The 13,988-nt window shown below is 73.0% G+C and carries 9 protein-coding genes and 1 pseudogene; 5 read left to right on the top strand and 5 right to left on the bottom strand.

The window, feature by feature from the left end:
- Positions 1-38: 38 nt before the first annotated feature.
- From obgE to AC38ZX_RS14720, 5 genes are all read right to left on the bottom strand, one after another.
- Positions 39-1,574, bottom strand: coding sequence for a GTPase ObgE (gene obgE / locus AC38ZX_RS14700; RefSeq protein ID WP_491295002.1), 1,536 nt, complete (start codon positions 1,572-1,574; stop codon positions 39-41).
- Between the two features lie 118 nt (positions 1,575-1,692).
- Positions 1,693-1,953, bottom strand: a complete 261-nt coding sequence (rpmA, locus tag AC38ZX_RS14705) for a 50S ribosomal protein L27 (protein ID WP_426592673.1) — start codon at positions 1,951-1,953, stop codon at positions 1,693-1,695.
- A 72-nt stretch (positions 1,954-2,025) separates the two neighbouring features.
- A complete protein-coding gene (gene rplU, locus AC38ZX_RS14710) occupies positions 2,026-2,334 on the bottom strand; it encodes a 50S ribosomal protein L21 (protein WP_426595975.1) in 309 nt (102 codons plus the stop codon).
- A 274-nt stretch (positions 2,335-2,608) separates the two neighbouring features.
- Positions 2,609-2,764 (bottom strand): hypothetical protein, encoded by a 156-nt coding sequence (locus tag AC38ZX_RS14715; RefSeq protein WP_491295003.1) that lies wholly within the window; start codon positions 2,762-2,764, stop codon positions 2,609-2,611.
- Positions 2,751-5,939, bottom strand: coding sequence for an Rne/Rng family ribonuclease (locus AC38ZX_RS14720; protein WP_491295004.1), 3,189 nt, complete (start codon positions 5,937-5,939; stop codon positions 2,751-2,753). The genes AC38ZX_RS14715 and AC38ZX_RS14720 overlap by 14 nt, the downstream gene beginning before the upstream one ends.
- A 418-nt stretch (positions 5,940-6,357) precedes the next feature.
- Between AC38ZX_RS14720 and AC38ZX_RS14725 the strand changes: the two are divergent.
- The 5 genes and pseudogenes from AC38ZX_RS14725 (at position 6,358) to AC38ZX_RS14745 (ending at position 13,972) form a co-directional block, all read left to right on the top strand.
- Positions 6,358-7,861, top strand: a pseudogene (locus tag AC38ZX_RS14725) (cytochrome ubiquinol oxidase subunit I).
- A gap of 13 nt (positions 7,862-7,874) precedes the next feature.
- On the top strand, positions 7,875-8,942 hold the full coding sequence (gene cydB / locus AC38ZX_RS14730; protein ID WP_491295005.1) for a cytochrome d ubiquinol oxidase subunit II: 1,068 nt from the start codon (positions 7,875-7,877) through the stop codon (positions 8,940-8,942).
- Positions 8,939-10,582 carry a thiol reductant ABC exporter subunit CydD gene (cydD, locus tag AC38ZX_RS14735; protein WP_491295006.1) on the top strand — a complete coding sequence of 548 codons (1,644 nt, stop codon included), beginning with the start codon at positions 8,939-8,941 and terminating at the stop codon, positions 10,580-10,582. Before cydB ends, cydD begins: the two co-directional genes overlap by 4 nt.
- Positions 10,579-12,321 carry a thiol reductant ABC exporter subunit CydC gene (cydC, locus tag AC38ZX_RS14740; RefSeq protein WP_491295007.1) on the top strand — a complete coding sequence of 581 codons (1,743 nt, stop codon included), beginning with the start codon at positions 10,579-10,581 and terminating at the stop codon, positions 12,319-12,321. Before cydD ends, cydC begins: the two co-directional genes overlap by 4 nt.
- A complete protein-coding gene (locus AC38ZX_RS14745; RefSeq protein ID WP_491295008.1) occupies positions 12,314-13,972 on the top strand; it encodes a GAF domain-containing sensor histidine kinase in 1,659 nt (552 codons plus the stop codon). Before cydC ends, AC38ZX_RS14745 begins: the two co-directional genes overlap by 8 nt.
- The last annotated feature ends 16 nt before the right edge of the window (positions 13,973-13,988 follow it).

The following is a 13,988-nucleotide window of genomic DNA, read 5'->3' on the forward strand; positions in this document are numbered from 1 at the left end:
GCATCGCTCATATCCGCGAGGCGGACGTCAGTGCTGCCTCAGTCCTGCTTCAGTCCTTCGACGGGTCCGCCCAGACTCCGGCCTCGCGCTCGGTCCAGAAGCTCCTCGCGCGCCTCCGTCTTGGCATCCATGCGCTCCTTGTACTGCACGCGCTTCTCGCCACGCGACGGGCGCGAACGGTCCTCGAGGCGCGTGTCGACGCCGCGCGGGCCCACGAGGATCTCGGAGCCCGTCATGAGCGTCGGCTCCCAGTCGAAGATGACCGCGTTGTGCTCGGGCCCGATCCGGACCTCGTCGCCAGGCACCGCACCGACGGCGAACAGCTTCTCCTCGACGCCGAGGCGCGCCAGCCGGTCGGCGAGATACCCCACGGCCTCGTCGTTGGTGAAGTTGGTCTGGCGGCACCAGCGCTCGGGCTTCTCGCCGCGCACCGAGTAGTACACGCCCTGGCCCTCGACCTCGCGCCGCGTGACCGTGAACCCCGCGTCGTCGACGGCCTTGGGCCGCAGGATGACGCGCGTGTTCTCCGGCACCGGGGCGTCGCGACGAGCCTTGTCGACGATCTCGCCGAGCGCATAGGTCAGGAGGCGCAAGCCCTCGTGGCTCGCCGTGGAGATCTCGAAGACGCGCAGGCCACGGGCCTCGAGATCGGGCTTGACGAGGCGGCGAGCTCGCGAGCCTCGGGGACGTCGATCTTGTTGAGCACGACGATCTGCGGGCGCTCGGTGATCGGCACCCGGCCGCCCTCGATGCCCAGGTCGCCGGCGTACGTCGCGGAGCTCGGCCTCGATGACGTCGAGGTCGGAGATCGGGTCACGGTCGGGCTCGAGGGTCGCGCAGTCGAGGACGTGCACGATGACCGCGCAGCGCTCGATGTGGCGCAGGAACTCCAGGCCGAGCCCACGGCCCTCGGAGGCACCCGGGATGAGGCCCGGCACATCCGCAACGGTGTATCGGGCGGTGCCGGCCTGCACGACGCCGAGGTTGGGCACCAGCGTGGTGAACGGGTAGTCGGCGATCTTCGGCCGGGCGGCCGAGATGGCGGCGACCAGGCTGGACTTGCCGGCGCTCGGGTAGCCGACGAGGGCGACGTCGGCGATCGACTTGAGCTCGAGGACGACGTCCTGGGCCTCACCCGGCTCACCCAGGAGTGCGAAGCCGGGGGCGATGCGCCGGGCAGAGGCCAGCGCGAAGTTGCCCAGACCACCGCGCCCGCCGGCGGCCACGACGACGCTCGCGCCGAGGCCGACCAGGTCCGCGAGGACATTGCCCTCGGCGTCCTTGACCACGGTGCCGTCGGGAACCCCGAGCACCAGGTCGGCGCCGGTGGAGCCGGACCGCCAGTCGCCCATGCCCTGGGTCCCCGACGGGGCGTGCCGGTGCGACTGGTGGTGGAAGTCCATCAGCGTCGTGATCTGCGGGTCGACCTCGAGGATCACCGAGCCGCCGTTCCCACCCGTGCCGCCATCCGGGCCGGCCAAGGGCTTGAACTTCTCCCGGTGGATGGACGCACAGCCGTGCCCACCGTCACCGCCGGTCGCATGCAGCACGACCCGGTCGACGAATGTCACCACGGCTGGACCTCCTTCTTGCTCATTGTGTACTCACACGCGAAAGGGGCGCACCGCACCGGTGCGCCCCATCCACGAGAATCTGCGACGCGGACAGGTGCCGCGTCGTCATGCCGAGGTCTCAGACCTGGGCGGCAGCCACGACATCGATGACCTTGCGGCCGCGACGGGTGCCGAACGTGACCGCACCGGGCGCCAGGGCGAACAGGGTGTCGTCGCCGCCACGGCCGACGTTCACGCCGGGGTGGAAGTGCGTGCCGCGCTGGCGGACGATGATCTCGCCGGCCTTGACGACCTGGCCACCGAAGCGCTTGACGCCCAGGCGCTGGGCGTTCGAGTCGCGACCGTTGCGCGAGGAGCTCGCGCCCTTCTTGTGTGCCATGACGAACCTGCTTTCGTGCTCAGAAGTGTGGGGGGCTGCGCGTGCCTGTGGCCGACGGCCGACGGCGCGAGATCAGGAGATGCCGGTGACCTTGAGGCGGGTCAGCTTCTGGCGGTGACCCTGGCGCTTGCGGTAGCCGGTCTTGTTCTTGTACTTGAGGATGTCGATCTTGGGACCCTTCTCGTCCCGCACGACCTCCGCCGTCACCTTCACCTTGGCCAGCGCCGAGGCGTCGGTGGTGACCGTCGCACCGTCGACGAGCAGCAGGGCGGTCAGCTCGACGGTCGAGCCGGCCTGCGCGGAGAGGCGGTCGACGACGACGACGTCGCCGACAGCGACCTTCTCCTGGCGGCCGCCAGCCTTCACGATCGCGTACACCACGTTGCTGCTCATCTCTGCTCGTCGAACTGCGAATGTCATAGAACTGCTTGTACCTGCGCTACCTGCCGACGTCCGCGCACATCCCGCACCACCGGTGTGCACCGGTTCCCGTGGGGGGTTCGCGTCGACGCTGATCTATCGGAATAGAGCGGCACGCATGATCAGCGCGCACGACGCGCCGACGTTCAAGAGTACGGACCGCACGCGCCAGGGTCAAACCTGGACGGCTCCCCCGCGGGCGACGTGACCGAACGCACGCCGCCCCCGAGCGGGCTCAGTGCTGCTCGTGCTCCTGGTGGGACTCGTTCTTGGTCTCGTGCTCGACCGAGGGCTCCTCCTGGGACTCGTCCCCGGCCTCGCTCTCGGCCTCGTTCTCAGCCTCGTTCTCAGCCTCGTTCTCAGCCTCGTCCTCGGCGTCAGCCTCGAACACGTCGGCCGGGACCGGGGTGAACTCCAGCTCCTCCAGCTCCTCCTGCGCCGACTCCTGCGGGCCCGCCACGGTGGCCTCTGGGTGCGAGACCGCGCTCGGCGAACACGTCCAGCGCCGGCGGCGCGGGCGCGACCTGCTCGGTCTCGACCTCGCCGACCTCGTCGACGGGCGACTCCTGGTCCGGAGCGCCGGCCGGGGCGTGGTCGTGGTCGTGCTCGTGCGCGTGCGCCGCGGCCGCCGCGATGGTCGCGAGGGTGGCCTTGACGGCCTCACGCGCCTCGGGCAGGACCGGCACGCCCGCGTGCGGCGCGTGGGATACCGGCTCCTTGGCCGTCCCGCCGCGCTTGCGACGCGACCGCGGTGCGGCACCGTCGCCGTTGCTCGGCGCCTGCTGCTCGCCCGCCTCGGGCCGCTGGTTGTTCTTCTCGATGGGCTCGTCGTGCACGATGAAGCCACGACCGTGGCAGTGCTCGCACGTCTCGCTGAACGCCTCGACCAGACCCTGGCCGACGCGCTTGCGGGTCATCTGCACGAGGCCCAACGAGGTGACCTCGGCCACCTGGTGCTTGGTGCGGTCGCGCCCGAGGCACTCGACCAGGCGGCGCAGGACCAGGTCGCGGTTGGACTCGAGCACCATGTCGATGAAGTCGATGACGATGATGCCGCCGATGTCGCGCAGCCGGAGCTGGCGGACGATCTCCTCGGCGGCCTCGAGGTTGTTGCGCGTCACCGTCTCCTCGAGCGTGCCGCCCGAGCCCGTGAACTTGCCGGTGTTGACGTCGACCACGGTCATGGCCTCGGTGCGGTCGATCACGAGCGAGCCACCCGACGGCAGCCAGACCTTGCGGTCCATGCCCTTGGCCAGCTGCTCGTCGATGCGGTGCACGGAGAACACGTCGGTCTGGGACGTCCAGCGCTCGACCTTCTGCGCGAGGTCCGGCGCGAGCTCGTCGATGTACGACGAGATCGTCGACCAGGCCTCGCCACCCTCGACGACGAGCTTGCTGAAGTCGTCGTTGAAGATGTCGCGGACGACGCGGATGGCCATGTCCGGCTCGCCCTGCAGCAACGCCGGCGCGGACGCGGTCTTCGACTTCTTCTCGATCGCCTCCCACTGACCCTGCAGGCGGGCGATGTCGGCGCGCAGCTCGTCCTCCGAGGCCCCCTCGGCCGCGGTGCGGACGATGACGCCGGCGGAGTCCGGGACGATCTCGCGCAGGATCCGCTTGAGGCGGTTGCGCTCCGTGTCGGGCAGCTTGCGGCTGATGCCGGTCATGCCGCCACCGGGCACGTAGACGAGGTAGCGGCCGGCGAGCGTGACCTGCGAGGTCAGGCGCGCGCCCTTGTGGCCGATCGGGTCCTTGGTGACCTGCACGAGCACGGGGTCGCCGGACTTCAGCGCCTGCTCGATCCGACGGGCGGACCCGCCCTCGAGGCCGGTCGCGTCCCAGTTGACCTCGCCCGCGTAGAGCACGGCGTTGCGGCCCTTGCCGACGTCGACGAAGGCGGCCTCCATGCTCGGCAGCACATTCTGCACGCGGCCGAGGTACACGTTGCCGACCATCGACGTCTGCGCCTGGTTGGACACGTAGTGCTCGACCAGCACGCCGTCCTCGAGCACCGCGATCTGCGTGCGCTCGTTCTTCTCGCGCACGATCATCGTGCGCTCGACGGACTCGCGGCGCGCCAGGAACTCCGACTCGGTGATGATCTGGCGACGTCGACCGGCGTCCCGACCGTCGCGGCGCCGCTGGCGCTTGGCCTCGAGCCGGGTCGAGCCGCGCAGCGCGGTGACCTCGTCGCTCGGCGTCCGGGGGCGAGCCGTGCGCGGCTCGCCGCCGCCGCCCTCGCCCTGACCTCCTGAGGACCCCCGACGACGACGCCGACGACGACGGCTCGAGCCCGCCTCGTCCGACCCGTTCTCGTCCGTGTCGTCCTCGTCGGCGCCGTCCGACTCGTCGCCGGCAGCGCCGTCGTCGGGCTCGTCGTCGTCGGACGCGCCCTGCGACGCCGGACCGTCGGAGCGGCTGCGCCGCCCGCGGCCGCCGCGGCGACGACGACGGCGCGGTGCGCCCGTGCCCGTCGCTGCGCCGTCGGCACCCTCGCCGTCGTCGCCGTCCTCGTCGTCGGACTCGTCGTCGTCCTGGTCTGCTGCGCCGGCGTCGTCCGCGTCATCCGCGTCGGCACGGTCCTGCGACTGCGCGAGGTCCTGCGCGAGGTCCCGCGCGAAGGCGGCCTCGAGGTCGTCGGCGTCGTCGGTCTCGTCGTCCTGCGACTTGTCGGTGCCCGCGCCCCCGGCGGCCCCGCCGCTGCGACCACGGCGGCCGCGGCGGCGCGAGCTGCGCGACGCCGGTGAGCCGGTCTCGCTCGCAGCTGCCTCGGCCTCGGGCGCGTCGACGGTCTCGAGCGCGGCCGGTTCGACGGTCTCGGCCTCCACGCGGTGCGCTGCCTCGGAGATCTCCTCCGGCGAACCGGTGCTCGCCTGGGCGCGCCGCCGGCGGGGGCGCGTCGCGCTCGGGTCCGGCGCCTGGAACAGCAGGGCGGTCGTGGCGAACCGCGGTCCGGTCGTCGTGGTGCTGGTGGTGGACGCGACAGGCGCGACCGACCCGGCGGCCTCTGCGGAGGCCGGCGGGTTCGCGGCGAGCTCCGCGAGCACATCGATCGTGGGCGCGACGGGCGCCTCGTCCTCGGCGACGACCTCGTCCTCGGTCGGCTCCGGCTCGGCCACCGGCTCCGGCGTCGCGACGGGACGGGTGCTCGCTCGGCGGCGGCGCGGCGCCTTGGCAGGCGCGGCCTCCTCGGGCGCATCGGCCTGCTCGGCGACCGCGTCGGGCTCGGTGGCGGCGTCGGGCTCGGTGGCGGCCGGCTCCGCGACGGGCTCGGCGGAGGCGACCTCGTCGGCGCTCACGGGCACGACCGTGCGGGTGACGCGGCGGGACTTCTTGACGGGTGCCGCGGGCGGCGCGGCGGGCTCGGCCTGCGCCACCGGCGCGACGGCAGCCTCGACGGCGGCCGGCTCGACAGCCGGGAGCGTCGTCACGGCCTCGGCCGCGGCCTCGTTGCTGGGCGCCGCGGTGACGCGGGTGGCGCGACGACGGCGCGGGGCGGTCGTCGGTGCTGCCTCACCCTCGGCGCTCGTCGCTGCTGCGTTGGTGAGGGTGTTCTCGTCGGTCACGCGAAGTGCTCCTGGGTACCGGGCATCGCCACCCACACATCAGGCGGTACTCGGCAGGTCGGTCGTCGCACGCGTTCTGCGCGGCGACGGAAAGTCGGCGGTCGTGGCTGCTGCACCGGGTCGGCGCCATCGCCTGCGAGGCCGGGCCGGCGTCCCGATCTGGGGCGTCCGGCTGGCAGGGCGGCGGCTGGCGCGCACGACAAGGTGATGCTGCGGCTCAAGGGTCCCGTGACGGTGTGGTCGCCCAGGGAGCCGCGGCCAGTATCGCACAGCGATCCCCCGGTCGCAGCGACGCTCCGCACGAGTCGTATCGCAGACGCCGGATGTGGCGAACCTGCCAAAGGTCCCTGGTCGCAAGCCCGGCCGGGAGGGGCAGGATGGGGCTGACCGCCTCGACCACCCCCGACGGAGGGCTCCCGTGGACCCGCTCGACCTGGCCCGCCTGCAGTTCGGCGTCACGACCGTCTACCACTTCATCTTCGTGCCGCTCACGATCGGGCTCGCGCCGCTGGTCGCGATCATGCAGACCATCTGGGTGGTCACCGGCAACGAGCGGTGGCTGCGGCTGACCAAGTTCTTCGGCAAGCTGCTGCTGATCAACTTCGCGATCGGCGTGGCCACCGGCATCGTCCAGGAGTTCCAGTTCGGGATGAACTGGTCGGAGTACTCGCGGTTCGTCGGCGACGTGTTCGGGGCTCCGCTGGCCATGGAGGCGCTGGCCGCGTTCTTCGTCGAGTCGACGTTCCTCGGCCTGTGGATCTTCGGCTGGGACAAGCTTCCCGAAGAAGGTGCACCTCGCCACCATCTGGCTCGTCGCGCTGTCCACCAACCTGTCCGCGTTCTTCATCCTCGCGGCGAACTCGTGGATGCAGCACCCCGTGGGTGCGGTCTGGAACGAGGCCACCGGCCGCGCCGAGATGAACGACATCGGCGCGGTGCTCACCAACTCGACGCTGTGGGCCGCGTTCCCGCACACGATCACCGCGGCGTTCGTCACGGCCGGCACCTTCGTCGCGGGCATCTCGGCCTGGTGGATGGTGCGGCTGGTGCGCGCCGGGCAGGTGGACAAGGCGCGCGACGTCTACCGGCCGGCCGTCGTGCTGGGCGTCATCGTCATGTTCGTCGCCGGCGCCGGGGTGGCGCTGAGCGGCGACCAGCAGGCCAAGCTCATGTTCCAGCAGCAGCCGATGAAGATGTCGTCGGCGGAGGCCCTGTGCGAGACGGTGGACGGCGCGTCGTTCTCCCTGCTGGCCATCGGCGACCTCAGCAACTCCTGCGAGGGCGTGCGGCACGTCATCGAGATCCCGGGCCTCACGAGCTTCCTGGCCAGCGGCGACTGGAGCGCTCCCCTGCCCGGCGTCGAGGACCTGCAGAAGCAGTACGAGGCGAAGTACGGCTTCACCGACGACGCCGGCAACCCGATCTCCTACCAGCCGAACCTGCTGATCACCTACTGGTCGTTCCGCCTGATGATCGGGTTCGGCATCGGCTCGGCGGCGCTCGCGGTCTTCGCGTTCTGGGTGACGCGGCGCGGTCGGGTGACCGGCAACGTCTGGATCGGACGGCTCGGCATCGTCGCCATCGTGACGCCGTTCCTCGCGTCGTCGTTCGGCTGGATCTTCACCGAGATGGGCCGCCAGCCGTGGGTGGTGGCCCCGAACCCCACGGGCGTCGACGGCGTCTGGCTGCTGACGCAGCGCGGCGTGTCCACCGTCGTCGGGACCGGGACCGTGGTCACGTCGCTGGTCACCTTCACGCTGCTCTACGGGGTGCTCGCCGTGTTCTGGTACCGCCTGATGCATCGCTACACGATCCAGGGCGTCGCGGACACGGAGCACGACCCGAGCCCCGACAACCCCGAGAACCACGTCGACCCCAACGACCCGGACGCCGCGGCCCGCCCGCTGTCGTTCGCGTACTGAGAGGAGCCCGGCCATGGATCTGACCGTCGTGTGGTTCCTGCTCATCGCCGTCCTCTGGACCGGCTACCTCGTCCTGGAGGGCTTCGACTTCGGCGTCGGCATGCTGCTCGGCCTGCTCGCCCGCGGGGACCGGGCCCAGCGGGACCGGGACCGCCGCGTCATGATCAACACGATCGGGCCGGTCTGGGACGGCAACGAGGTGTGGCTGATCACGGCCGGCGGCGCCACGTTCGCGGCCTTCCCCGAGTGGTACGCCACGATGTTCTCCGGCTTCTACCTGGCGCTGCTGCTCATCCTGGTCGCCCTCATCGTGCGCATCGTGGCGTTCGAGTGGCGCGGCAAGATCAACAGCGACCGGTGGCGCTCGCTCGCCGACGGCGCGCTGATCTTCGGGTCGTTCGTGCCCTCCCTGCTCTGGGGCGTCGCGTTCGCCAACCTCGTGCGCGGGGTCGAGCTCGACGCCGACCACCAGTACGTCGGGGGCTTCTGGGCGCTGCTCAACCCGTTCGCGCTCCTCGGCGGCCTGACGACGCTGCTCCTGTTCCTCACGCACGGGGCGGTGTTCCTGGCCCTCAAGTCCGACGGCTCCATCCGGGAGCGCGCCGGTGCGTTCGCGGCACGGTCGTCGATCGTCACGCTCGTCGTGGCGGCCGCCTGGGCCATCTGGGCACAGGTCGCCTACTCGGTGGCGTGGACGTGGATCGCCGTAGCGGTCGCCGCCGTCTCGCTCGTCGTGGTCGTGGTCGCGGCGCGGGGTCGTCGCGAGGGGCTCGCGTTCAGCGCCTCCGCCGTGGCGATCATCGCGGCCGTGGTGCTGATCTTCGGTTCGATGTACCCCGACGTGATGCCGGCGTTCGACCCTGCCAACTCGCTGACCATCAGCAACGCGTCCTCGACGCACTACACGCTCGTCGTCATGACGTGGGTGGCCGTGGTCCTCACGCCGATCGTCCTGATCTACCAGGGCTGGACGTACTGGGTGTTCCGCAAGCGGATCTCGTCGTCGAGCATCCCCGAGCACACGGGCCTGACGTTCGACAAGGTCCCGCCGCTGGAGCCCGAGCCGGCTGAGAAGGGGTGAGGCCGCTCGATCCCCGGCTGCTCCGGTACGCCCGGTCGGCCCGGGGCTACGTCTACCTGACCACGGCGTTCGGCGTGGTCACCGCGGCGCTCGTCGTCTGCCAGGCGCTGCTGCTCGCGCACGCTCTCGGTTCCGCGGTCCACGACGGCGCGACGCTCGCCTCGCTCGCACCGACGATCGCGTGGCTCGCGGTCGTCGTGGTCGCACGGATGCTCGTGACCGCCGGTCAGGAGCGGTTCGCGCACCGCGCGGCGACCGCGACGATCGCTGAGCTGCGCGAGCAGGTGGTCGAGCACGCCGTGGCGCTCGGCCCGCGCTGGCTCGCGTCCGGCGAGGGACCGGCGGTCGCCACGCTGGCCACCCGCGGCCTCGACAACCTGCAGCCGTACTTCGTCCGCTACCTGCCGCAGCTGCTGCTCGCCGCCACCGTGACCCCCGGCGTCCTGCTGGTGGTGCTCGGGCTGGACTGGGTGTCGGCGGCGATCATGGTCGCGGTCCTGCCGCTGGTGCCGATCTTCATGATCCTGATCGGCCGCCTCACGCAGGGGCGGTCCGAGCGCGGGCTCGTCGCGATGCAGCGGCTCGGTGCGCAGGTGCTCGACCTCCTGTCCGGGTTGCCCACGCTGCGCGCGCACGGCCGCGAGCGTGGGCAGGGCGCACGCGTGCGCGTGCTCGGCGACGCCCACCGCGAGGCCACGATGGGCACCCTGCGGATCGCGTTCCTGTCCGGCATGGTCCTCGAGCTGCTGACCACGTTGTCGGTCGCGCTGGTGGCCGTCGCGATCGGGCTGCGGCTCGTGTCCGGCGACCTCGCGCTGACCACCGGGATCGCCGTGCTCGTGCTGGCCCCCGAGGTGTTCCTGCCGTTGCGCCAGGTGGGGACGCAGTTCCATGCGGCCGCCGACGGGGTCGCGGCCGCGGCGCAGGCGTTCGCCGTCCTGGAGACACCGGTCCTCCCCCGAGGCACCACCCCCGCGCCCGACCTGAGCACCGCGACGATCGCGCTGACCAGCGTCAGCGTGCGGACCGCCGGCGGACGCACCCCGGCCGCCCTCGACCTGTCCCTGCGTCCCGGCACCGTGGTCGCGCTGACCGGACCCAGCGGCGTCGGCAAGACCACCGCCGTCGAGGTCCTGCTGGGCCTGGTCCGGCCCGACGCGGGGTCGGCGACGGTCGGGACGCTCGACCTCGCCGACGTCGACCCGGCGACGCTGTGGTCCCAGGTCTCCTGGCTCCCCCAGCGACCGGTGCTCGAACCGGGCACGATCGCGTCGATCGTCGGGCGACCGGACGCCGCAGCGGCCGCGCGCACGGGTCTCGACGCGGTCCTGGCGACGCTCCCCGACGGCTGGCAGACCGAGCTCGGCCGCGGCGGGGAGGGTCTGAGCCTCGGTCAGCGGCAGCGGGTCGCCCTGACCCGGGCCCTGGTCTCGGAGGCTCCCCTGGTGATCCTCGACGAGCCGACCGCGCACCTCGACGCGGCCGGCGAGGCGGTGGTCCTGGACACCGTCCGGGCCCTGCGCGAGGCCGGTCGGACGGTCCTCCTCGTCGCGCACCGGCCCTCGCTGGTGGCCAGCGCCGACGTCGTCGTGGAGGTCCGCAGCGCGGTCGACACGATGGACACGGCGGTGCCGGCATGAGGCCCGCCGGGACCCTTCGGCGTGGGGTGATGCTGCTCGACGTCGACCGGAGACGCGCGGCCCTCGCCCTGCTGCTGGGCACCCTGGCCCTCGGCTGCGCCGTCGCCCTCGCCGGCACCGCCGCCTGGCTGATCGCCCGCGCCTCGCAGATGCCCGACGTGCTCGCGCTGTCCGTCGCGACGGTCGCGGTCCGCGCGTTCGGCATCGGGCGCGGGGTCCTGCGCTACGTCGAACGGCTGGTCTCGCACGACGTCGCCCTGCGCGGCATGACCCAGCTGCGCACGACCCTCTACGACCGGCTCGCCGTCGGCCGACCCGACGCGCTGGTGCGACTGCGCCGCGGCGACCTGCTCGCCCGGGTCGGGGCGGACGTCGACGCCGTGGGCGACGTCGTCGTCCGCGGGCTGCTGCCGATCGGCGTCGCGACGCTGCTCGGGCTGCTGACCTCGGTGGCGATGTGCCTGTTCTGGCCGCCGGCCGGGCTCGCGCTCGCCGCCTGCCTCGTGCTCGCAGGCGTGGCCGCGCCGGCGCTCGCGTCGCGTGGCGCACGGATCAGCGAGCAGCGTGCGACGCAGGGCCGGTCCGACATGACGGCCGCGGCGCTCGGGCTGCTCGACGACGCCGGTCCGCTCTCGGTCGGCGGCCGCGTGGCGCAGGAGCTGACCGCGCTGCGCGTCGCCGACGAACAGATCGCGGACGCGACCGACCGCGGCGCACCGTCGGCAGCGCTCGCCGCGGGGCTCGGACAGCTGGCCGTCGGGCTGGCCGTCCTCGCCGCGCTCGTCACCGGGATCCCGGCCGTGACCTCGGGCCGGCTCTCGGCCGTCGACCTCGCCGTCATCGTGCTGACACCGCTCGCCGCGTTCGAGGCGACCACCCTGCTGCCCGCGGCCATGATCCAGGTGCACCGTTCGCGCGCCGCGGCCGCCCGGGTGTTAGCGCTCCTCGACGACGGCGCGGCCGGGCCCGTCGCGGTGCAGGATGACGCACGCCGACCCGCGCCGTCGCTCGAGGCGGTCGCGCTGTCGTGCGCCTGGCCGGACGGCCCGACGGTCGTGGACCACCTCGACCTCGCGCTCCGACCCGGTCGCTCGATCGCGATCGTCGGCCCGTCGGGCACCGGCAAGACGACGACGCTGCTGACCCTCGCCGGACTCCTGCCCGCTCGGTCGGGCGCCCTGACGCTGGACGGCGTGCCTGTCGCCGACTACGGACGCGAGGCGGTCACCGCGACCGTCCTGGTGGGCACCGAGGACGCGCACGTGTTCGGCACGACGGTCCTGGAGAACCTGCGGGTGGCCCGCGGCGACGTGACCCGCGACGAGGCGACGGCGGCGCTGGGACGCGTCACGCTGGGTCCCTGGCTGGCCGGGCTGCCGGACGGTCTCGACACCCTGCTCGGCCCCGACGCCCGCACGGTCTCCGGCGGCGAACGCCGGCGCCTCCTCGTGGCCCGCGCCCTGCTCTCGTCGGCACCCCTGCTCCTGCTCGACGAGCCCGCCGAGCACCTCGACCCGGCCACGGCCGACGCGCTGGTCACCGACCTGCTGCGGGACCCCCGGGGTGTCGTCGTCGTGACGCACCGCCTCACCCCGCTCGCGGCGGCGGACGACGTGCTGTGGCTCGACGGCGGACGCGTCCGGGCCCGCGGCACGCATGCCGATCTGCGGGCGGGTGTTCCCGGCTACCGTGAGGCGCTGGACCTGGAGAGCGAGGGCGGAGGGACTGGTCGTGCCTGACGAGGCCCCGCTGACGCCCGACATGCTCGACCAGCTGCTCGACGCCATGGTCTCGGTCGCCGGCGAGGTCGAGCTCGACACCGTCCTCGACCGGTTCGTCCGCGTCAGCGCCCGGCTGACCGGCGCCAGGTACGGCGCCATCGACGTCCGCGACGCGCACGGCCGGTCGATCACCTTCGTGCGGACCGGCCAGGCGGGCGCCCTGGCCAAGGCCCTCCGCGACGGTCCGCAGCGCCCGGCGGTCCTCGGCGCCCTGCCCGCACAGGGAGCGCACCGGCTGGCCGACCTGCGTCGGCACCCGTCCTTCGACGGGTTCGGGCGCGTCGGGACGCCGACGACGTTCCTCGGCGCGACGCTGCACGTGGGCGCGCGGGTGTTCGGGCACCTGTACCTGGCGGGCAAGCCGGTGCCGTTCACGGCCGCCGACGAGAAGGTCGCCGAAGCGCTGGCCGCGGCCGCCGGTGCCGCGATCGCGAACGCCCAGCTGTTCGCGGAGGCGGACCAGCGCGAGACGTGGCTCCGGGCGGAGCAGGCCATCACGACGATGCTGCTCAAGGGGGTCGACGCCGAGGACGCCCTCCGGCTCATCGCCTCGACGGCCCGGGAGGTGGGCGGCGCCGAGACTGTCGCGCTCGCGCTTCCCGGGGTCGACGGCGAGTTCCTGGTCGAGCTCGCGTCCGGGCAGGACAGCCACCACCTGCTCGGGGCGCCCATGCCGACCGGTTCCCGGGCGAACGCCGTCCTGATGACCGGCAGGGGCATGACCGTCGCCTCCCTGCAGGCCGCCACACCGGTCGCCGTGCCGGCGATGCAGGCCTTCGGACCCGCGCTCTTCGCACCGTTCCGCGCCCCGGGTCGCGGGCTCGGGGTGCTGATCCTGCTGCGCCGGGTGGGCGGCGCGCAGTTCGACGACGCCGACCTGGGCACCGCCGTCTCGTTCGCGGAGCAGGCCGCCCTCGCGTACGTGCTGGCCGAGGCGCGTGCCGCTCAGGACGCGGCGACACTGCTCGACGAGCGCGAGCGGATCGCGCGGGACCTGCACGACCTGGCCATCCAGCAGCTGTTCGCCACCGGGCTGCAGCTGGAGACGGTGCGCCGACGAGCCGCGCGCGGGGTCGACGCCACCGAGCTCACCGGCATCGTCGACGACGCCCTGGAGAGCGTCGACGGCTCCGTGCGGGAGATCCGGCACATCGTGCACGACCTGCGCGACCCCGACGGTGGCGTCGGCGTCGTCGCACGCCTGCGCCGGGAGATCGACCTGGCGCGGACGGGGCTCGGCTTCGCGCCCACCTTCGTCGCGACCCTCGACGGCTCGCCCGTGGCCGAGGGTGACCTCGACGAGGACCGGCTGGACGAGCGCGTCGCGGGCCCGCTCGCCGGCGACGTCGTCGCGGTCCTGCGCGAGGCGCTCGCCAACGCCGCCCGCCACGCGGAGGCCCACCGGGTCGACGTGCGGCTCGCCGTGACGTCGTCCGAGGTGGTCGTGGAGGTCGACGACGACGGCCACGGGATGCCGACCGGACCCGCCCGCCGCTCGGGCTCCGCCAATCTCGCCTCGCGGGCCCGCGCTCGAGGTGGGACGTTCAGTCTGGGGTCGCCGCGCCAGGGCGGGGGCACGCAGACCGTCTGGTCGGCGCCGTTGCCCTGACCGACGGGGTCGGGGA

This window comes from Cellulomonas sp. McL0606 (assembly GCF_058248365.1).

Coding starts and splice junctions, on each gene's coding strand:
- cydB (WP_491295005.1), top strand. CDS start 7,875: ATGGATCTGACCGTCGTGTGGTTCCTGCTCATCGCCGTCCTCTGGACC.
- rpmA (WP_426592673.1), bottom strand. CDS start 1,953: ATGGCACACAAGAAGGGCGCGAGCTCCTCGCGCAACGGTCGCGACTCG.
- cydC (WP_491295007.1), top strand. CDS start 10,579: ATGAGGCCCGCCGGGACCCTTCGGCGTGGGGTGATGCTGCTCGACGTC.